The 19,114-nt window shown below is 54.6% G+C and carries 17 protein-coding genes; 10 read left to right on the top strand and 7 right to left on the bottom strand.

The window, feature by feature from the left end; all coding sequences use genetic code 11:
- Positions 1-11: 11 nt before the first annotated feature.
- The gene (locus QEN58_RS15615) at positions 12-905 is read left to right on the top strand and encodes an AEC family transporter (protein ID WP_280104529.1); all 894 of its coding nucleotides are present in this window, start codon (positions 12-14) and stop codon (positions 903-905) included.
- Positions 906-978: 73 nt separating this feature from the next.
- On the opposite strand, the gene QEN58_RS15610 is transcribed toward QEN58_RS15615, so the two are convergent.
- Entirely contained in the window at positions 979-1,338 is a 360-nt protein-coding gene (locus QEN58_RS15610; RefSeq protein ID WP_280104528.1) for a hypothetical protein, read from the bottom strand.
- 257 nt (positions 1,339-1,595) lie between these two features.
- On the opposite strand from QEN58_RS15610, the gene QEN58_RS15605 reads away from it, so the two are divergent.
- Positions 1,596-3,221, top strand: coding sequence for a BCCT family transporter (locus tag QEN58_RS15605; protein WP_280104527.1), 1,626 nt, complete (start codon positions 1,596-1,598; stop codon positions 3,219-3,221).
- Positions 3,222-3,304: 83 nt separating this feature from the next.
- Positions 3,305-3,466, top strand: coding sequence for a hypothetical protein (locus QEN58_RS15600; RefSeq protein WP_280104526.1), 162 nt, complete (start codon positions 3,305-3,307; stop codon positions 3,464-3,466).
- Between the two features lie 39 nt (positions 3,467-3,505).
- Here the strand turns inward: QEN58_RS15600 and QEN58_RS15595 are convergent, their stop codons facing one another.
- Genes QEN58_RS15595 through QEN58_RS15585 form a run of 3 tightly spaced genes read right to left on the bottom strand, consistent with a single transcriptional unit; the run spans position 3,506 to position 6,309 of the window.
- Positions 3,506-4,798 (bottom strand): GGDEF domain-containing protein, encoded by a 1,293-nt coding sequence (locus QEN58_RS15595; RefSeq protein ID WP_280104525.1) that lies wholly within the window; start codon positions 4,796-4,798, stop codon positions 3,506-3,508.
- Positions 4,795-5,484: a substrate-binding periplasmic protein gene (locus tag QEN58_RS15590; RefSeq protein WP_280104524.1), complete on the bottom strand. Its 690-nt coding sequence runs from the start codon at positions 5,482-5,484 to the stop codon at positions 4,795-4,797. Before QEN58_RS15590 ends, QEN58_RS15595 begins: the two co-directional genes overlap by 4 nt.
- A 42-nt stretch (positions 5,485-5,526) precedes the next feature.
- Complete coding sequence (locus tag QEN58_RS15585) at positions 5,527-6,309, bottom strand: substrate-binding periplasmic protein (protein WP_280104523.1); 783 nt, start codon at positions 6,307-6,309, stop codon at positions 5,527-5,529.
- 142 nt (positions 6,310-6,451) lie between these two features.
- On the opposite strand from QEN58_RS15585, the gene QEN58_RS15580 reads away from it, so the two are divergent.
- From QEN58_RS15580 to QEN58_RS15560, 5 genes are all read left to right on the top strand, one after another.
- Positions 6,452-7,843 (top strand): MFS transporter, encoded by a 1,392-nt coding sequence (locus QEN58_RS15580; protein ID WP_280104522.1) that lies wholly within the window; start codon positions 6,452-6,454, stop codon positions 7,841-7,843.
- Between the two features lie 8 nt (positions 7,844-7,851).
- Complete coding sequence (locus QEN58_RS15575) at positions 7,852-8,379, top strand: retropepsin-like aspartic protease family protein (protein ID WP_280104521.1); 528 nt, start codon at positions 7,852-7,854, stop codon at positions 8,377-8,379.
- A gap of 72 nt (positions 8,380-8,451) precedes the next feature.
- Positions 8,452-8,631 (top strand): PLDc N-terminal domain-containing protein, encoded by a 180-nt coding sequence (locus QEN58_RS15570; RefSeq protein WP_071694209.1) that lies wholly within the window; start codon positions 8,452-8,454, stop codon positions 8,629-8,631.
- A gap of 527 nt (positions 8,632-9,158) precedes the next feature.
- Positions 9,159-9,917: a winged helix-turn-helix domain-containing protein gene (locus QEN58_RS15565; RefSeq protein ID WP_007113866.1), complete on the top strand. Its 759-nt coding sequence runs from the start codon at positions 9,159-9,161 to the stop codon at positions 9,915-9,917.
- Between the two features lie 20 nt (positions 9,918-9,937).
- Complete coding sequence (locus tag QEN58_RS15560) at positions 9,938-11,533, top strand: ATP-binding protein (protein ID WP_280104520.1); 1,596 nt, start codon at positions 9,938-9,940, stop codon at positions 11,531-11,533.
- Here the strand turns inward: QEN58_RS15560 and QEN58_RS15555 are convergent.
- Positions 11,496-12,434, bottom strand: a complete 939-nt coding sequence (locus tag QEN58_RS15555) for a LysR family transcriptional regulator (RefSeq protein ID WP_280104519.1) — start codon at positions 12,432-12,434, stop codon at positions 11,496-11,498. The two genes, QEN58_RS15560 and QEN58_RS15555, sit on opposite strands and share 38 nt — an antisense overlap.
- Positions 12,435-12,549: 115 nt before the next feature.
- Between QEN58_RS15555 and metE the strand changes: the two genes are divergently transcribed.
- On the top strand, positions 12,550-14,847 hold the full coding sequence (gene metE, locus QEN58_RS15550; protein WP_280104518.1) for a 5-methyltetrahydropteroyltriglutamate--homocysteine S-methyltransferase: 2,298 nt from the start codon (positions 12,550-12,552) through the stop codon (positions 14,845-14,847).
- A 71-nt stretch (positions 14,848-14,918) separates the two neighbouring features.
- Here metE and ppk1 read toward each other — a convergent pair whose 3' ends face one another.
- Positions 14,919-17,108 carry a polyphosphate kinase 1 gene (gene ppk1, locus QEN58_RS15545; protein ID WP_280104517.1) on the bottom strand — a complete coding sequence of 730 codons (2,190 nt, stop codon included), beginning with the start codon at positions 17,106-17,108 and terminating at the stop codon, positions 14,919-14,921.
- 107 nt (positions 17,109-17,215) lie between these two features.
- Complete coding sequence (gene hemB, locus QEN58_RS15540) at positions 17,216-18,226, bottom strand: porphobilinogen synthase (RefSeq protein ID WP_280104516.1); 1,011 nt, start codon at positions 18,224-18,226, stop codon at positions 17,216-17,218.
- Positions 18,227-18,424: 198 nt separating this feature from the next.
- Between hemB and elbB the strand changes: the two genes are divergently transcribed.
- The gene (gene elbB, locus QEN58_RS15535; RefSeq protein ID WP_280104515.1) at positions 18,425-19,084 is read left to right on the top strand and encodes an isoprenoid biosynthesis glyoxalase ElbB; all 660 of its coding nucleotides are present in this window, start codon (positions 18,425-18,427) and stop codon (positions 19,082-19,084) included.
- The last annotated feature ends 30 nt before the right edge of the window (positions 19,085-19,114 follow it).

Raw genomic sequence — 19,114 nt, 5'->3', positions numbered from 1 at the left:
GGACGGCCCGTATGATCGGACATATTCTGGCCACGCTACTACCGGTGTTTTTAATCGCTGGCAGTGGCGCCGTCTATGGGCGCTATCGTACGCCGGATATTCGTAGTCTCAACACGCTCAATATGGAGCTGTTCGTTCCACTACTGGTATTTGCCGTGCTGGCTGACCGACAAGCCCCGTTAGCCGAATACGCCTGGCTTGCTACAGCGGCGGTAGCGGTGGTGCTGGGGTCGGGGGTTGTGCTGTGGCCGCTGGCTAAATGGCTAAAGCTGGATAGTAAAATTTTCCTACCCCCGATGATGTTCAACAACGCGGGCAATATGGGCGTGCCGCTGCTGGTGTTGGCATTTGGTGCGGAGGCACTTCCCGCGGCGGTAGTGGTTTTTATCGTTGAAATGCTGCTGCACTTTTCGGTGGGGCTTTACATGCTTAATCCGCGCACTTCGCTATGGCGAATGCTGCGCATGCCGATTGTGGTGGCGAGTCTGACGGGCTTAGCGGTGAATATCAGTGGGCTACCGTTGCCAAGCTGGCTGCTGGAAGCGATGCATATGCTGGGCGGGGTGTGTATCCCACTAATGCTGTTTGCGTTAGGGGTGCGCCTCTTGGAGATCGACTTTAGCGATTGGCGTACGGGTATACTGGGCGCGGTGCTTTGTCCGCTTTCCGGATTGGTGATTGCGTTGCCGTTGATGTGGCTGTTGCCACTTAACGCGCTGCAGGCGGCGGTGCTGCTGGTATTTGCGGCGCTGCCACCCGCTGTGTTGAATTATTTAGTCGCCGAGCAGTACAAGCTAGCACCACAAAAAGTGGCATCGCTGGTGCTGATTGGGAACCTGGGTAGCTTAGTCGTTATGCCACTCATCTTGGCCGCGGCATTTACCTGGGTTTACGCGCCACTGTAATGCCACTGTAATAAAGTACCCAGCACTGTATGGCGCGAAAAGGTGACTAACTGGTTAACGATCACCTTTCACTTCATCGATCATCTTTAACTTCATAGCTACCTTCTAACGCGTCCTGGTGACCTGGACGGTTGTGCGCAGAAGCATGCCCGTGAGCATAGCCGCCGCCGATATCCTGCGCCTGCTGGGCACGCATCTGTTCCATACGCTTTTTCATTTTATGGCGCATAAACGGCATCATTGCCCAGCCAATGAGTAAGAAAAACAGGCCGAGTACCACGCCGACTATCATTAACGCGCCAAACGCCAGCCATGTGAACAGCAGTTTCAGGCTGCCCGCCAGACCAGTGGGTTGGGTTTGCGCAGCACGGGCGCGCCATTGGTTAGCCGCTTGCCATGCAGCGTTGCGTTGATCGCGATTCATCTGTGGCATGAGAGCCTCCATCGGTTATTCGCATCTATTGGAACACAGTTGCTCTAGCAAGTTCACTGCTTGGCGGTAACGGGCAGGAGTGTCGTTATTCTCCAAGCAAGAGTTCTTAAGTACAGTTCCTGCTAACAGTTTCTACTTACATGCGCTTAGGTTTTTCAACTGTTACCATTAAGCTGTACACGACAAGTTTAGTTGTACAAGCATACGTTCAATACGCTGTGCTTAACTAAACAGAGCTCATCTAACAGGACGTTTATATGGCTAATCATGGAGGCAAGTCGGTATTCATCGCATCGGTGGTGATTATTTTTGGCTTGGTAGTTGTTGGAGCATCCTTTCCTGAAGGATTTGCCAACGCTGCAGAGGGGGCGCTGACCACTGTTACCGGGCTATTCGGATGGTTTTATCTATTTTCGGTTTTTGGTTTTGTGATTTTTCTGTTCGGTCTCGCGCTGAGCAAGTACGGCAAGGTACGCTTGGGCCCCCAGGACAGTCGCCCCAACTATACGTTTTTTTCGTGGATCAGCATGCTGCTGGCCGCAGGCTTTGGTGTCGGGTTGGTCTTCTATGGCATGGCGGAACCCATGTTTCACTTCATCGAGCCGCCCTATGGAGACAGAACCGCTGAAACCGAAACGGCAGCCCGCTACGCTATTCAATACAGCTACTTTAACTGGGGTATTCACCAGTGGGCGGCCTTCTCAATCGTCGGTTTGATCATTGCCTATTTTCAGTTTCGCAAAGGGCAGGCCGGCTTGGTTTCTTCCGTACTGTCCTCGATAACGGCTAAGAATCCTAAAATTCGTCCCTATGCATCCTGGCTGGATGTCTTTGCGGTGGTTGCCACCGTAATGGGTGTCGCTACTTCGCTTGGGCTGGGCGTGCTGCAAATGAACGGCGGTTTAAACGCCGTGTTTGGCCTGCCTGAAAACGGTTTGTGGCAGTTTGTGATTCTCTTCGTTATGTTCTGCGCTTATATGGCATCGACTTGGTCGGGCTTGGATAAAGGCATTAAGCGTCTTTCTAATCTCAATATGATTTTATGTATCGGGTTGATGCTGTATGTGCTGTTCACTGGTCCGACTGTGGCAATATTAGAAACCATCACGGTAGGCATTGGTGACTATCTGCAGAACTTTATCGGTATGAGCCTACGCATTTCCCCTTATAGTGATAATGAGTGGGCGAGCAGTTGGACGATTTTCTACTGGGCTTGGGTGATAGCCTGGTCACCGTTTGTCGGTACCTTTATCGCGCGTGTATCCCGTGGCCGCACCATCAAAGAGTATGTGTTTGGGGTGCTGTTTGTACCGCCGCTGTTAGCCTGTTTATGGATCGGCGTATTCGGTGGCGCGGCGCTGCATATGGAGTTGAATGGCAGTGACGTCGGCCTTGCAGCCGCGACCCAGGATAATATAACGGTCGCGCTGTTTGAGATGTTTGAGCTGATGCCCTATACGGGCGTGCTGTCGGTTGTCGCAATGATGCTGATCTTTATTTTTCTGGTTACGTCGGCTGACTCAGCTTCGTATATCGTGGCGCAAATGACCGATAATGGTTCGATCAACCCACCGCTTTACAAACGTGTCATTTGGGGTGTGCTGATCGCCGCTATCTGCCTGACGCTAATTGCCTCGGGTGGTTTAACAGGACTGCAGTCGGCGTCGGTACTTTCGGCACTGCCGTTCACCTTTATCCTGTATATGATGGTGTTTGTATTAGTCCAGGAACTACGTGCGGACCGCAAAGCCATGCTTACCCAGCTTTATCGTCGCCATGGCGAAACGCCTGTGGGCGCCGATGCCTTTGAAGCAGAGTTGCTAGGTGAGGAAGAGCGCTTGCGCCGTGCACCGAGTGTGGTCAACCGGCGCATTAATAGTTAGCATCAGCCATCAGCATTAATAAAAAGTACCAAGCCTTTGTTACGGGGTAAGGTGACTCGGGAGCAGTAACACATGAAGCGAATATGCTAATGGTGCGGCAAGAGCGCCATGGAGCGACGCGAAGGCAGCCTAAGGGGCTCAAGGGGGTTGCTTTCGATCGCTGGCTTGATCGGGTGGTCACAGTGGCAGTGCTAACGGCGATGATCATTGGTCTGGCCGCTGTGGCCGCTCACTGGTTGCTCTAAAGCAGCTGCTCTCCGTATGTTTGCGCTTAACGCCTGGCTTTATGCCGGGCGTTTACGTGTCTCTACCCGGTTTCGGCCCAGTCGTTTGGCGTGGTAAAGGTGTTGGTCTGCGTGCTCAATCAGCGCTTCGGCGCTAATGAAAAAACCGGGCGACATGCTGGCAACACCCATGCTAACGGTGAGGTCTGAGTGGGTGCTTGAAAATGCGTGAGGAATGGCCAAAGACAGCACGGCTTCGCGCAAGCAGTTGGCAATATTGATCGCGTCGTCATGATCTTGGCCCGGCAGTACACAAACAAACTCTTCGCCGCCGTAGCGGGCGAATAAATCCCTGGCGGGATCAATACACTGATTGAGCGCTTTAGCCACGGCACGCAGCGTATCGTCACCCATGGTATGACCATAGTGATCGTTAAACTCTTTGAAGTTATCGATATCGATGAAAATCACCGATAGCGGCTGCTGCATTTGCTGCGCCAAGCGCCATTGGTGCTGATAAAATTCATCAAATTGGCGGCGGTTAGCCACGCCCGTTAAGCCATCTATATTGGAGAGATGATGGAGCTGGTCACGCTGCTCCAACCCTTGTTGGAACGCTTTTAATAGGTGGTCCAGACTATCCACCAGATGGCCCAGCTCATCATGCTGGTGGCCGCGCAACGCTGGCTTGGGCCACTGGCCGGGGCGATTTGGGTCTGTCTGAGTAATGGCAGCGTGGACTTTAAGCAGTGGGCGGGTAATAAACAGATGAAAAAAAGCCACCACCAGCATGCTTAAAATAAACGCCTCTAAAATACTTACCCCTACCACCGTATAAATACGCGCTAGAAACTGCTGGGTTAAATATCCTTCTGCCAGCGTTAGTTCAATTTCGCCGACGATCGCTTCCGGCATATCGCTGCCTATGTAATAGGCGAGGGCGGTTTGGTGGTGCAGTATATCGCCAAACAAATACTGGCTGAGCCAGGTCGAGTCAGCCCGTTCCGGGCTATCAAATTCAGCCAGTGAACGGCCAAAATCGTCACGAATAGATACCCAGGCAACCTCATTATCACTAAATAGCCCATAGGCTATTTGATGGGCGAGGTCGGGATTAAGCTGGAAAGCGGCTTCTGCTGCTGCGCCATTAACAACCGCCAACTGTTGAGTAATGCGTTGCTCGGTTTCCTGGCGCATGTTGGTGGCATGGCTGAGAAGCTCAATACTGCCTGCTACACCACTAATCAGCATGGCGAACAGCAGTGTGAGCAGCGCTTGCTTAGTGGTCAGACTGCCTTTTTTAGGTGCTTTGCCTGGGGCCGAGAGAGGAAACCGGGGGCGGGGGCTCTTCACTGGCTGCCCTCCTGCATTTCCTGATGTAGGGCATCTAGTTGCGTTTGCAATCGCGCCAGCAGTGCTTCAGAAACGCTTGGGTGGCAGGCGAGATAAAGCGGCGCAAGGTAAAAAGTAAACAAATGCGCTAAAGCGATGTCATGTTCTTGTGCCATAAATTCACCGGTTGCTTTGCCTGTCACAATGACATCAAGCAGGCCCGCCTCTAAACGCGCAATATTTTCTCGCTCCGTGGGAGCCAGTAGAACATCAGTGCCGCGAGAGGCAACGTAAGCGCCTACGGCATCTTCCCGAAAACTACCCACTCGCCAAGCGTCAAGACCTGAAAGTGAGTCAATACTGAGCCCGCGCTCGGCTAAACTAAACGCAGCCCACTCATTGACGACCAGTGGTCCCACCCAGTGAAATAGCGCTTCACGCTCATGGGTGCGGGTGGTGGAGTAGACGCAGTGGTTCTCTTTTAAGCGTGCTTCGGTGTAAGCGCGCGCCCAAGGCAGTAGCCGAAAATAAGCCTCAATGCCCGCTTGGCGTAGTGCATCACGTAGTAGTAGCGTCGCACTACCGATTATTTGTCCTTGGTCGTCCGAGTAGTTGAACGGTGGGTACTCTTCGGTATTGATCGTCAACGGCATCGCATGAAGTGACAGACTGCAACTGCCGATAGTGGTGATCAGAGCGACGCCCATACGGTACCGCCATCGGCGAGTTAAGCCGCTAGTCATCGTCAACTACCTCTCGACTCGTCCCGCTTGCACCCTTTCTAATGCCTGCTGCATCAACGTTACCAGACGTGGGTCCGTGTTTTTGTTGATGGCAAAGTATAGCGAAGATTCGCTGAGGGTGTGTATCGGAATTAAATTATCTTTTGGGTAGCCTTCGGATTCCGCTATCCAGCCGGCCACGTCCTGGCTGTAAGCCCAGAGATCAACTCGCCCGCGGGTGAGCATATTGAGAGCGCTGCGGTTATCCATAGCGGGTACGATCAAGGACTCTGGGTAGCCAGCCTCCAACAGCGCTTGGGCGCCAATGTCTTCCCGAATGACCGCCACGGTCAGGCCGCGATAAATCGCCTGTGACAAAGAGTCAATCATGATCGGTGCGTCACGGTGGGCAAGCAGCACTACCCGGTCTTGAGCAATCGGCCCCACCCAGTGAAAGTTAGTCTCCCTTGCTGATGTGCGAGTGGTGGAAAACAGCACCGTATTAGGTTGGCTTAGTGCCAGCTCATAGCCGCGAACCCAAGGGTAGGAGCGGACGTCGTGACGGCTTAGCGGTGTTTTTGTCTCCGCAAAAATAGCCTCCAACAAATCAATTGATACTCCGCTTAATCGCTGATTATCAATATAGTTGTAGGGTGGATACTCTTCAGTAATAAAGGTGAGTGGTGATAAACCGCTGGCTTCATCCGCCTGCACGCTTGAGACGACTGCCAGCCACAGGCATAGCACGGCCGCCCAACTGTTTAACAGTGGTTGGTATAATTGCCGTGGAGAGGGCAGGACTAATCCCATTGTAGTCAATCCGTATTGCCTATCAATCAATCAAACTTAGAGCAACGCTGGTCGGCTGTCACTTCTAATGTGCAAACGCAAGCCGTGGCGCCTAGGCGGTTCCATCTGCTAGCCTTACGGCTCCCCCTGTGAGAGAAAACTAATGCTGCCTGCTAATACTGCTAAGGTGACGGATGGCTACGCATCGCGACGCGAAATTTTTGGCTGGGCGATGTTTGATTTTGCCAACCAGGCCTACACGCTTTTGATTATTACCGTGGTATTTGGCGAGCTTTTTACCACCGTCATTGTTGGGGATCGCGGCGATAACTTCCGGCTGGCCAACTTTCTATGGAGCTTGGCCCTGGCGATTAGTTATTTATTGGTGGTGATTACGGGGCCGTTGTGCGGTGCCGTGATGGATTACCGGGCGGAAAAAAAACGCTTTTTGCTGATTAGCTATCTCGCCACAGTGGTCACTACGGGCATGCTCTACTTCGTTGAACCGGGCTACGTCGTTGTCGGTTTGTTATTGATCGTGCTGTCTAACTATGCCTACTCCATGGGTGAGTCATTTATCGCCTCCTTTTTACCCGAGCTTGGGCCGCCGCAATCCCTGGGCAAAATTTCCGGCTTTGGGTGGGCGCTCGGCTACATCGGCGGGCTGTTTGCGGCAGGCTTCACCCTGGTGGTGCTAGGCGAGGCCAGCGCTGACAACTTTGAACGCATACGCTGGGTGGGACCCTTTGCGGCGGGCTTTTTTCTGATTACCGCTATTCCTACGTTTTTATGGCTAAAAGAGCGGGGCACCCCCCAGCCACGCGGCGTCTCTTATCGGCATATTGCTCTCAATCGCGTTACTACTACTTTTCACGAGTTGCGTTATTTTAAAGACCTGACGGTGTTTTTGATTTCATTGCTGTTCTCGATGGCCGGTGTCTACATCATTATCGCCTTCGCCTTTATTTATGGCGCTCAAGTGATTGGCTGGGATGAGAGCGTACGCAATATCATGTTTATTATTGTCCAAATTACTGCGGCGGCGGGGGCGCTGGGGTTCGGCTGGATTCAGGATCAGCTAGGCGCTAAGCGCACTTACCAAATGACACTGGCGCTATGGGTGCTGGCGATTATTGCTATCTGGGCAACGCCTGAGGTGACGCAGTGGGTAAACGGACGATTTGACCTGCAGTGGCAGGCTCAGTACGTGTTTTTGGTGGTCGGCTGCCTGGCGGGACTTAGCCTGGGTTCAAGCCAATCAGCCAGCCGGGCTCTGGTCGGGCTGTTTTCACCCTTGGCGAAATCAGCCGAGTTCTTTGGCTTCTGGGGGCTGGCTAATAAGTTAGCGGGGGTGTTAGGCATCGTTATGCTGGGGGGGCTGCAAACGCTGGTTGGCTTACAAGCGTCTATTCTATTATGTGTTGCCCTGTTCGTTATCGCGATGCTGATTTGTGCCAGGGTCAACGAGGGTCGCGGCCGGGAGGCTGCGCTCTCCTGGGAAGCCAACAGTCATAGCAACAATAATAACGCTAACGAGGCATCCTTACCTCTGTGAGGTGGAGTATGGCAACGCATCTGGCAGGTCAAACAGCACAGCGTGGTGGCATTGTTATGATGCTGCTGTTTTGGATCCTGCTAATGGCGGTGGGCACTTGGTGGATTCACGGTGGCCTTGAAAACATGATGCGCCCCAACGCTAATATTGTGTATACACTACCTGCAGGTGAGCCGGTTACCTTAAAGCGTAACCGTGCCGGGCACTTTGAAGCGCCAGGGCGTATCAATGGCACGCCGGTGACCTTTTTGCTCGACACTGGCGCCACTTACGTGGCGATACCGGCCGATTTAGCCAACGAGATTGGTTTGAAACCTGGGCGCAGCGCTTGGTTCAATACCGCCAATGGCCGAGTCGAAGGTGCCTTAACCGAACTTGATGAGGTTTCGCTGGGCGGACTTAAAGTGCAGAATGTTCAGGGGTCAATCAGCCCCGGCATGGAGCGCGACACTGTGCTACTCGGCATGAGCTTTCTAAATTTATTGTCGATTGAAATGCAGTCGGGTGAAATGGTGTTGAGTCTTCCCGAGCAGTGAGTTCAGCTTGTGAATGTGCCATTGAAATGATTGTCTAAATTAATACGAGTGCCAACACGCTAAGGAGTTGCTATGGGCATTGAAGTAGGTGGTTTATTAGGGCTAATTTGGCTTATTATCGTAATTTGGGCCATTGTTAAGGTGGCCAAAAGCGGCGCAGGTGGTTTTGCTAAGCTGATATGGATACTGGTGCTGCTGTTTTTCCCGCTAGTCGGCTTAATCGCTTGGTTCCTGTTTGGACCCAAAGGCTAGCCGCTGAAAAGCACGCCCCGTGCAACCGCGTCAAAACGTGTAGTAAAAAAAAATTAGTTGTAAAAAAGTAGTTGTAAAAAAGTAGTTGAGAAAAAAAGGCAGACCACTGATGGTCTGCCTTTTTGATATGCTTTAGCGATAGCTACTCAATAATATATTACTCAATGGCGTCGTTTCCTTCCCCGGGTGGCGACTTATAATGCCCCGGGATTTTTAACTTCTCCCCATTGGGCAGGTCGCGCACTTGGGCTGGAACGTAAACACGTTTAATAACACTTTTCGTTTTGCTACTTCCCATGGCAGTCTCCTCCTGTCAAATTGTCGACAGTTAGCGCTTACACATTAGACCTTGCTTGAGGAAGAATCAAGTATCCGGCCATACCCACCAGCCGATACGTACAATTGTAACGACAGAGGCGGGTGTTTTGACGGTTTTGAGTTATCCTGAGTGCCAGTAATGGGGCGCCTGCGTTGTTGTCGGGTGAGCGGGTGAAAAATAAACAGCCTAAGCGGAGTGTATAAAGAGGATGGTAGATCATTTGGAACAGCAATTTCAGGCGCTTGAATCCCAAGAGTCTGTGATGCCTGACTACCCGGATCAAGACCATGTCTTGATCATCGAAGATGACCAGCGTCTGGCTGAGCTTACCCGTGATTACTTGGAAGCAAACGGCTTCCAAGTAACGCTGGAAGCCGACGGCGCTAAAGGTGTCGACCGCATTTTAACGCTGCAGCCTGATCTGGTGATTTTAGACTTAATGCTGCCAGGAGAGGACGGCCTAGCGATCTGTCGCCGCGTTAGACCCAATTTTGCAGGTCCGATTATGATGCTGACCGCACGCACCGACGATCTTGATCAGGTCTTGGGTCTCGAAATGGGTGCCGACGACTACGTGCCGAAGCCGGTACAGCCGCGGGTGCTGCTGGCGCGCATGCGCGCGCTCTTGCGTCGCGCCGACGGGCCAGCCCCTGACGGCGAGATGCGGCTGCGTTTCGAAAACCTGGAGATCGATAACGCGACTCGTGAAGCCTGGCTCTCGGGTGAGCGTATTGACTTAACCAGCGCCGAGTTCGACCTACTTTGGCTACTGGGTCGTAACGCAGGTCGAGTGCTCACCCGTGAAGAGATATTCAGCGACTTACGGGGCATTAAGTACGACGGCCAAGACCGCTCGATTGATGTGCGCGTGTCACGCATTCGTCCCAAAATTGGCGATGATCCTAATCAGCCTCATCGGATCAAAACCGTGCGCAGCAAAGGTTATCTCTTCGTCAAAGACAGTTGATTATTCAGAGGGACGGCATCATGCGGCGGGTGCTCAGTAACGGCTCGTTTTTACGCTTCTATGTGTTGCTGGGGATCGCGCTATTAGTGGTGTTTATCATCGCGTTAGTAGGGCGCTCTTTTATCGAACAGGTGCGTCGCGAAGATTACCGTGAGCAGTTGGCTGCGCTACCCATGTCGCTGATGACGCGACAGTTAGACGCCACGCCGGTAGTACAACGAAATGCCTTGCTCGAGCGTTTTTCAGAGCAGCTCGATTTGCAACTGACTCTGCGGCCCATCAGCGAGGCTGAGTTGGGCTATTTTGAGCGCTCTCGTCTTGAACAGGGCAAAATACTGGTCGCCGAAAGCCCCTGGTTATTGCAACAGCGCCTACCTAGCGACACGTGGCTGCTACAAGCGCGCCTTGATGATTGGAGCGAGCACCAGTGGCATGGCAGCATCAAGCTGCTCGGCGATTGGCTCGAGGCAGTGCCTGCGGAAGAACGAGATACCCGTATAGCCCAACTGCGCACAGGGAGTTGGCCGTTGCAGCTTTTGCCTGCGTTGCCTGTGGGGTTAACGGCTCAGCAGCAGGCCCAACTGGCCAGCGGTAACGTTATTACTCTGCTAGTCTCCGATAAGCTATCGATTACCCTGCTCTATCAGTTGCCAGGCGAGTCACAATGGCTGCAAGCGGGACCTATTTCCCGCGGCGACACTCTTCCGCTAAATTTACATCTACCTCTCCTGCTTGGGCTGATGATTGTTCTCAGCCTGATTATCTATTTGATTATGCGCAGCATTGAAGCCCGCATGGCGCGACTGGAGCTGGCCGCCACGCGGATTGCCAGCGGCCGCCTGGAGACCCGTGTGAAGGTAGAGAGCGGTGACTTTTTAGGCCGCTTGGGCATGGCGTTTAACGGTATGGCCAATCAAGTGCAGAGCCTGCTGCGTGGTCAGCAAGAGATGATTCGGGCAGTTTCCCACGAACTACGTACCCCCGTAGCGCGCATTCGCTTTGCCGTGCAGATGGTCGAGGATATGACCGACCAGCCCGCCATTCGCCGCCAGCTTCAGGGCATTGATGCGGACATTGCCGAGCTCGATGAATTAGTCGATGAAATTCTCACTTATGCACGGCTAGGTGGAGAAACGGTGAATGGCGCTGAGCTTGAAACGGCGCTGGTAGAGTGTCGGGCTATGGCGGAACGGGTGATTGATACGCTATCGCCGCTGCATAAGGGCTTAACGCTGTCGCTTGCGCCTGGCCCTGAAATTGAGTTGTTTGCAGAGCCGCGCTATCTTCAGCGTGCGGTACAGAATTTAGTCGGCAACGCCTGCCGCCATGCTAAGTCCCAGGTGCTGATTCACCTCTGGGATGAGCCCAACCTAGTGCGTATAGACGTTGAAGACGACGGCCCCGGCATTCCGCCGGAAGCGCGGGCGGATATTTTCAAGCCGTTTGCCCGGTTGGACGACAGCCGCGCTCGCAGCTCTGGCGGCTACGGGTTAGGGCTTTCGATTGTACAGAAAATCATGGCCGGGCACGGCGGCAGCGTGACTATCGATACCAGCCCCACTTTGGGCGGTGCCCGCTTTACGTTGCTGGTTCCGCGTCGCGGTCCGCCGGCTTAACCCCCGACAGCACTGCAAAGGAAGTCTCCCGCGCAGTGCGTAAAAAATCCTGCATCCACGGCGCTTCGCGGGTCTCTTCGCGAATCGCTGCATACAGCGTGCTCCATACCCCATGCTCGCCTAGCTTCACCGCGCTGACGTAATCGCGCTCTAAATACTCGGTGAGTGCCCAGTTGGGCAGCGAACAGACGCCGCGTCCGCTGGCCACCAGTTGCATCATCATAATCGTCAATTCGGCGGTGCGAATCTCCCGAGGGCGCACATTTGCCGGTTGCAGAAACTGAGTGAAAATATCCAGCCGCGACTGCTCAACGGGGTAGGTAATCAACGTTTCCTCGGCCAACGCCTGGGGCTCTATATACCCCCGGCCGGCAAAAGGATGCTGGCGCGCGACGGCCAATAGCCCCTCATAGCGAAACAGCGGCGCGTAGTGAATGCCCTCAAGGGGTTGGGGGTCGGCGGTGATCACCAGATCCAGCTGCTCACGGGCAAGCGCCGGAAGCGGGTCGAAGTGGTGACCGCTGGGAATATCGATTTCTACCGCTGGCCAATGGTCGCGAAAATAATCCACCGTCGGCATCAGCCACTGAAAACAGCTGTGGCACTCGATGGCCATATGCAAACGCCCCTGCTCGGTGCCTGCCAAACGTGCCAGATCCCGCTCCGCTTTGCGTACTTCAGGCAGTACCTGATCGGCCAGGGCGAGCAGCCGCAAGCCTGCGTGGGTAAATTCCACCGGGCGGGTTTTGCGCACAAAAAGCGCGCTGTCCACCCGGCTCTCAAGATCCTTGAGCTGGTGCGAAAGCGCCGATTGGGTCAAATGCACGCGATCGGCAGCATCGACCAGAGAGCCGGTTTCGCGCAGAGCCAGCAGCGTGCGTAGATGTCGTAGCTCAATCATGTCGTGGCTCAATCATTGTGAGTATTTTTCATCTTTGCTATTAGAAACTTTAGTTTGATTCACTAAGGTGCACTGCCCAGACTGTGTGAATTCATTCACGTTGGTAGGTTTCATCATGACAGTTTCTCATATTCTCGGCTATCCCCGCATTGGTGCTCAGCGCGAGCTAAAGAAAGCCACTGAGGCGTACTGGAAAGGCGAGTGTTCGCGTAGCGAGCTGGAAAGCACTGGCCGTGAGCTGCGTTTGCGCCACTGGCAGGCGCAGCAGGACGCGGGTCTGGATTTCGTTAGCGTGGGCGATTTCGCGTTTTACGATCAAGTGCTGAATGTTTCGGTGATGCTGGGGGCGGTACCTCTACGTTTTAACGCCCAGGCAGAGGTCGCTGGTGGCGATATCGACCTTGACACTACCTTTCGTATGGCCCGGGGTAGAGCGCCCAGCGGGGCGCCCACTGCGGCCTGTGAAATGACCAAGTATTTCGATACCAACTATCATTACCTCGTCCCCGAACTGCACGAAGGTCAAACGTTTACCCTGGCTTCCAACCGCCTGTTTGACGAAGTGGATGAAGCGTTACGCTCAGGTTTTACCCCGAAAATAACGCTGACGGGGCCACTAACCTGGCTATGGCTTGGCAAAACCAAGGGCCGTGATTTTGATCGCCTGACGCTGCTCGACAGCGTACTCAACGTGTATGGCGAAATATTAGCGCGGCTTGCTACCCAAGGCATCGAGTGGGTGCAACTGGACGAACCTGCGCTGGTGCAGGATCTGCCGCTGGCATGGCAGCAGGCCTATGAGCGGGCTTATCACCGCCTTCAGTCTGCGCCGCTAAAGTTATTGCTAGCCACTTACTTCGGCGGCTTGGGCGACAACCTTTCGCTGGCGACCCGCCTGCCCGTGGCGGGTTTGCACATTGATGCCGTGCGCGCACCGCAGCAAGTCGAGAGTGTGATTGACCGCCTTGGTCCCCATCAGGTGCTATCAGTCGGTTTTGTCGATGGCCGTAATATCTGGCGGACCGATTTGGCTGCCTTGCGGGAACGCCTGCTGCCATTAAAAGTGCGTCTGGGTCAGCGGCTTTGGTTAGCGCCGAGTTGCTCGCTGCTGCATGTGCCGGTGGATTTGGAGCAGGAGACGGCGCTGGGTGATGAGCTAATCAGTTGGCTGGCCTTCGCGCGGCAGAAGCTTGACGAGGTGGTCACTTTGGCGCGCTTGATCGATAACCGCGCCACCCGCGCCGACGAGCAGCGCCTGGATCAGGCCACTCGGGCGCTGGATGCCCGGCGTGAATCAACGCGTATTCACCAAGCAGTGGTCAGTGAGCGTTTGGCGGCGGTTCGCCCTGCTGATAGCCAGCGCCAGGCGCCCTACAACGCGCGAGCTGAAGCGCAACGGCGCGCCCTTAAGCTGCCGCTATTCCCCACGACGACGATTGGTTCTTTCCCACAAACCGATAAGATTCGTGCCGCCCGGCGTGCTTTTAAGGCCGGTGAGTTGGCGTTGGCCGACTATGAAGCCCGCATGCAGGCCGAGATCGCCTATGCAGTTGAGCGTCAGCATGCGCTGGATATCGATGTGCTCGTTCACGGCGAAGCCGAACGTAATGACATGGTGGAGTACTTTGGCGAGCAGCTTGAAGGCTTTGCCTTTACTCGGTTTGGCTGGGTGCAGAGCTACGGCTCACGCTGCGTAAAGCCACCGGTCATTTTTGGTGATGTATCGCGCCCGGCACCGATGACGGTGCGTTGGAGCGAATATGCTCAAACCCTGACCGACAAACCCATGAAGGGCATGCTGACCGGCCCGGTGACGATTCTGCAGTGGTCGTTTGTGCGCGATGATCAGCCGCGGGAAACCACCTGCCGCCAGATTGCTCTAGCGCTGCGCGATGAAGTGCTGGATCTGGAAAAAGCTGGGATCAACATTATTCAAATCGATGAGCCAGCGTTGCGCGAAGGATTACCGCTGCGCCAACATGAGTGGCAGGCATACCTTGATTGGGCGGTAGAGAGTTTCCAGCTTAGCGCCGCAGGCGTTGGCAATGCCACTCAGATTCATACCCATATGTGCTACTCGGAGTTCAACGACATCATTGGTGCGATTGCTGCACTGGATGCCGATGTGATCACCATTGAAACATCCCGCTCGGATATGCAACTGCTGGACGCCTTCCAGGACTTCGCTTATCCCAACGAAATCGGCCCAGGGGTTTACGATATCCATACCCCGAATATTCCCGAAGTGAGCTGGATGGTCGATTTGATCGAAAAAGCCCTGGAAAAAATCCCCGCCGAACGGCTGTGGGTAAACCCGGACTGTGGCCTAAAAACCCGCGGTTGGGCGGAAGTGGAGCCAGCGCTGGCCAATATGGTGGAAGCCGCTAAGGTGTTACGCCAACGCTATGCATAAACGGTGACAGTTCCGAATCAAACCCGCTGCCTTAAGCAGCGGGTTTTTAATAGGAGAGCTAATGCAGAAGACTAGCTTTTCGATGCATAGGCATAGAGCAGGGTTTCCTGGGCGCTGATGGCATCGCTGTCACCCGGATCCTGGAGCCGGTAGCTGCCGTCGGTCTGGAGCAGCCAGCTCTGGCAGTTATCCACCAGGTAGGTCTCTAGGTCTTTACGCACTCGGGTGGCGAGCTTCTTGTCCAGCAGCGGGAAGCAGGTCTCCACGCGGTGGAACATATTGCGCGACATAAAGTCGGCGCTAGAGCACCAGGTCTCCGACTTGCCATCGTTGTGGAAGTGGAATACCCGGGTATGCTCCAGCAAACGACCAATAATCGAGCGCACGCGAATATTGTCGGAAACCCCCGGTACGCCGGGCTTCAAGCAGCACATACCGCGAATAATCAAATCGCACTCTACGCCTGCCTGTGAGGCCCGGTAGAGCGCCTTGATAAGCTTGGGCTCGGTTAACGAGTTGCACTTAATGATGATATGCCCGCGCTTGCCCTTGCGCGCTATCTGCGCCTCGCGCTCAATCATTGCCACCAGCCGCTCGTGTAAGGTGAACGGCGCGTGCAATAGCGTGTCGATTTTGCGAGCCCGGCCCATCCCCGATAGCTGTTGAAACACTTTATGCACATCGGCACACAGCGCTTTGTTGGCAGTCAGCAGGCTGTAGTCGGTGTAAAGCTTGGCGGTTTTAGAGTGATAGTTACCGGTGCCCAGGTGCGCGTAGTAGCACAGCTCGCCCTTTTCACGCCGCACGATGTGCAGCATTTTGGCGTGAGTTTTGTACGCCATAATACCGTAGACAACGATTGCCCCGGCTTCCTGCAATCGAGAAGCCAGCTGTAGGTTATCAGCTTCATCAAAGCGCGCGCGCAGCTCAATGACCACCGTGACTTCTTTACCCTGGCTGGCTGCTTCAACCAACGCACTGACGATGGCCGAATCTGCGCCCGTTCGGTAAAGGGTCTGTTTCACCGCCAGTACATTGGGATCCCGGGCGGCCTCGCGCAGCAGGTCTTCAATCGGCGTAAACGACTGAAAGGGGTGATGGAGTAGAATGTCGTTCTTGGCGATGGCGTCAAACAAACTACCCGATTTAAGCGCTTTGGGAATGCTGGGGGTGAACGGCCGATAGAGCAGTTCGGGACGATCCACATCACCCAGCACCGACATCATACGGGTCAAGTTGACGGGCCCTTTGACGCGATACAAGTCGTCGCTCTCAAGCTCAAACTGGCGCAGCAAAAAGCTGGTCAAGTCATCCGGGCAGCTGTCGGCGACTTCCAGGCGCACCCCACTGCCGTAGCGGCGTGCCAGCAGCTCGCCGCGCAGCGCAGAGGCCAGGTCCGAAACCTCCTCTGGGTCAACGCTCATATCCGCGTTGCGAGTCAGCCGGAATTGGTAGCAGCCGCGCACACTCATGCCGGGAAATAGCTCCTCGGCGTGGGCATGAATCATAGATGAGAGGAAAACATACTCCGAGAAACCCTCTTCGCACAGCTCCTTGGGCAGTGCCATCAGGCGCGGCAGCGAGCGCGGTGCGGGAAGAATCGCCATGCCCCCAGCGCGACCAAAGGCATCTTTGCCTTCCAGCTCAACAATAAAGTTGAGGCTTTTATTCACCAGCCGCGGGAAGGGGTGCGAGGGGTCGAGGCCGATCGGGCTGATGACCGGCATGATTTCGTTATCGAAAAATGCCTTAACCCAGGCTTTCTGCTTACCGGTCCACTGATCGCGGCGACGAAAACGCAGCCCATGGGTTTCCAGCGCGGGTAACAAAGTGTCATTGAGTATCTGATATTGGCGGTCAATTTGCGCGTGTGCAAGCTGCGATATCTCGGCCAGCACCGCTTTGGGCAGGCGGCCATCGGCGGCGGTGGTGTCGTCGCCCAGGGCAATTTGATGCTTTAAGCCCGCCACGCGAATCTCGAAAAACTCGTCCATGTTGGAGGAGAAAATCAGCAGGAACATTAACCGGTTAAGCAGCGGGTGGGCGTCGTCTAACGCCTGCTCCAATACACGAATATTGAACTGCAGATGCGACAGCTCCCGGTTGAAGTAGAGCTGGGTATCGTCGAGGTCGGTTTCAGGCAGCGCTTCACGTGCTTGAACGCCGGTCGGGGTGCGGTTGATCCGTAGCGGCATATCACCGTCGCTGCTGGTGTGATCAGTAGACGATAATGGTAAGGAATCTGAAACTTGCTCGTCCATAGTGGATCTCCCCGCGTTGATAGCTCGAAGGTATCATAGCCTGATACTTGTTTATCAGTGCAGTATGCGGGGAGAAGATGACAAACAGGTGTCACCTGGTTGTCATATTAGCGGCGCTGAAGTAAACGCGCTGCGTCTAGGGCAAAGTAGGTCAGAATGCCATCCGCGCCTGCCCGTTTGAAACACATCAACGACTCCAGTATTACCGGCTCCGCTTCCAACCAGCCGTTATCGAAGGCCGCACGGTGCATAGCGTACTCGCCGCTGACTTGGTAAGCGAAGGTGGGTACCTGCAGTTCGCTCTTTACCCGCCGAACGATATCTAGGTAGGGCATGCCGGGCTTGACCATCACCATGTCGGCGCCCTCGGCGATATCCATGGCCACTTCGTGGAGCGCTTCATCGCTGTTAGCAGGATCCATTTGATAGGTGCGCTTGTCCGCTTTACCTAAGTTGGCAGCTGAACCGACCGCATCGCGAAAAGGCCCGTAGTAGTGCGACGCATACTTGGCGCTGTACGCCATAATACGCACGTTATGCAGGTTTTCCTGCTCCAATACCAGGCGAATAGCGCCAATCCGCCCATCCATCATGTCGGAAGGAGCGACCACGTCGGCACCGGCTTCGGCATGGGAGAGTGCCTGTTTGAGTAGCGTATCCACCGTGCGGTCATTCTGCACGTAGCCGTGTTCGTCAAGAATGCCGTCTTGGCCGTGGCTGGTATAAGGGTCAAGCGCGACATCAGTGATGATGCCTAATTCGGGCAGTGCTTGTTTGAGGGCGCGCACGCTGCGCTGAACTAGACCGCTTGCGCTGTAGGCCTCTTCGGCAAGCTCACTTTTGTGCTCAGGGCCAACTACCGGAAACAGTGCCAGCGCTGGAATACCCAGCTCATACGCCTCACGAGCTTGCTCGATCAGTAGATCGATAGACAACCTTTCAACACCGGGCATAGAGGCGACGGCTTCGCGCTGATTTTCGCCTTCCAGCACGAATACCGGCAGGATTAGGTCTGAGGGAGACAGGCTGTTTTCCTGCATCAACCTCCGCGAGAAATCATCTCGCCGCATGCGTCGCATGCGCGTGGCGGGAAAGTGACGGGCAGTAGGTGTATTCAAGGGGTCTCTCCATAGAAGTCGTAAAGATCAGCAATCGTGAACATTAAAGATCGAAAATAAATAGCCTGAAGGCCTTGAGTCAGTATATCAGTCATACCTTGCGGCGAAAGGCGTCTTGTGGCGACACGATAGACTGACTAAAGTGAGCGATTGCTTTGCTGTATTGCGTTCGGCAGACCCTGGGATAAGGAGATAAGCATGACCAAACAGGTGGCGGTGATTCTAGCCGGCTGTGGCGTTTACGATGGTTCAGAAATATACGAGACCACGCTAACGCTGCTGCGCTTGGATCAGTTGGGTATCGGTTACCGTTGTTTTGCCCCAGATATAGAGCAGCACCATGTGGTTAACCACCTCACTCAAGAGGTGGTAGAGGGCGAAAAGCGCAACGTCCTGCTGGAGTCTGCCCGCCTGGCGCGGGGAGAGGTCAGCCCGCTGGAGGAGTTAGACGCTGACAGCTTCGACGCAGTTATAGTGCCCGGCGGTTTTGGCGTCGCCAAGAACTTGTCGGACTTCGCCAGCGCCAGTGACAGTATGCAAGTTCTAGATACATTAAAAGCGACCTTGGTGGGGTTTCGTGAGGAGGCCAAGCCGATTGGTTTGATGTGTATTTCCCCCGTACTGGTGCCCCGCCTATTGGAGGAGGGCATTGCGGTGACGGTGGGCAATGATCCCGCGGTTTCCGGGGCCATTAGCGCCATGGGCGGCCTGCACCGTAGCTGCGGGGTAGAAGACATCGTGGTGGATCTTGAGCACCGCGTGGTCACTACGCCTGCCTATATGCTGGCAACGCGTATCAGCGAAGCTGCTACCGGTATTTTTAAGTTGGTAGACCGCATTGCAGAAATGATGGATTAAGCTCGACGCTGTGCTGCAGATAAAAAAACC

Origin of the sequence: Halomonas alkaliantarctica (assembly GCF_029854215.1) — a bacterium.
Classification (GTDB): Bacteria; Pseudomonadota; Gammaproteobacteria; order Pseudomonadales; family Halomonadaceae; genus Vreelandella; species Vreelandella alkaliantarctica_A.
This window is presented reverse-complemented; position numbering and strand designations above follow the sequence as displayed.

What these genes read in the sequence shown, in the direction of transcription:
- metE (WP_280104518.1), top strand. Translation starts at nt 12,550, where the DNA reads ATGACAGTTTCTCATATTCTCGGCTATCCCCGCATTGGTGCTCAGCGC.
- QEN58_RS15570 (WP_071694209.1), top strand. Translation starts at nt 8,452, where the DNA reads ATGGGCATTGAAGTAGGTGGTTTATTAGGGCTAATTTGGCTTATTATC.
- QEN58_RS15560 (WP_280104520.1), top strand. Translation starts at nt 9,938, where the DNA reads ATGCGGCGGGTGCTCAGTAACGGCTCGTTTTTACGCTTCTATGTGTTG.
- elbB (WP_280104515.1), top strand. Translation starts at nt 18,425, where the DNA reads ATGACCAAACAGGTGGCGGTGATTCTAGCCGGCTGTGGCGTTTACGAT.
- QEN58_RS15580 (WP_280104522.1), top strand. Translation starts at nt 6,452, where the DNA reads ATGCTGCCTGCTAATACTGCTAAGGTGACGGATGGCTACGCATCGCGA.
- QEN58_RS15555 (WP_280104519.1), bottom strand. Translation starts at nt 12,434, where the DNA reads ATGATTGAGCTACGACATCTACGCACGCTGCTGGCTCTGCGCGAAACC.
- QEN58_RS15605 (WP_280104527.1), top strand. Translation starts at nt 1,596, where the DNA reads ATGGCTAATCATGGAGGCAAGTCGGTATTCATCGCATCGGTGGTGATT.
- QEN58_RS15585 (WP_280104523.1), bottom strand. Translation starts at nt 6,309, where the DNA reads ATGGGATTAGTCCTGCCCTCTCCACGGCAATTATACCAACCACTGTTA.
- QEN58_RS15590 (WP_280104524.1), bottom strand. Translation starts at nt 5,484, where the DNA reads ATGGGCGTCGCTCTGATCACCACTATCGGCAGTTGCAGTCTGTCACTT.
- QEN58_RS15575 (WP_280104521.1), top strand. Translation starts at nt 7,852, where the DNA reads ATGGCAACGCATCTGGCAGGTCAAACAGCACAGCGTGGTGGCATTGTT.
- QEN58_RS15600 (WP_280104526.1), top strand. Translation starts at nt 3,305, where the DNA reads ATGCTAATGGTGCGGCAAGAGCGCCATGGAGCGACGCGAAGGCAGCCT.
- QEN58_RS15610 (WP_280104528.1), bottom strand. Translation starts at nt 1,338, where the DNA reads ATGCCACAGATGAATCGCGATCAACGCAACGCTGCATGGCAAGCGGCT.
- ppk1 (WP_280104517.1), bottom strand. Translation starts at nt 17,108, where the DNA reads ATGGACGAGCAAGTTTCAGATTCCTTACCATTATCGTCTACTGATCAC.
- QEN58_RS15565 (WP_007113866.1), top strand. Translation starts at nt 9,159, where the DNA reads ATGGTAGATCATTTGGAACAGCAATTTCAGGCGCTTGAATCCCAAGAG.
- QEN58_RS15615 (WP_280104529.1), top strand. Translation starts at nt 12, where the DNA reads ATGATCGGACATATTCTGGCCACGCTACTACCGGTGTTTTTAATCGCT.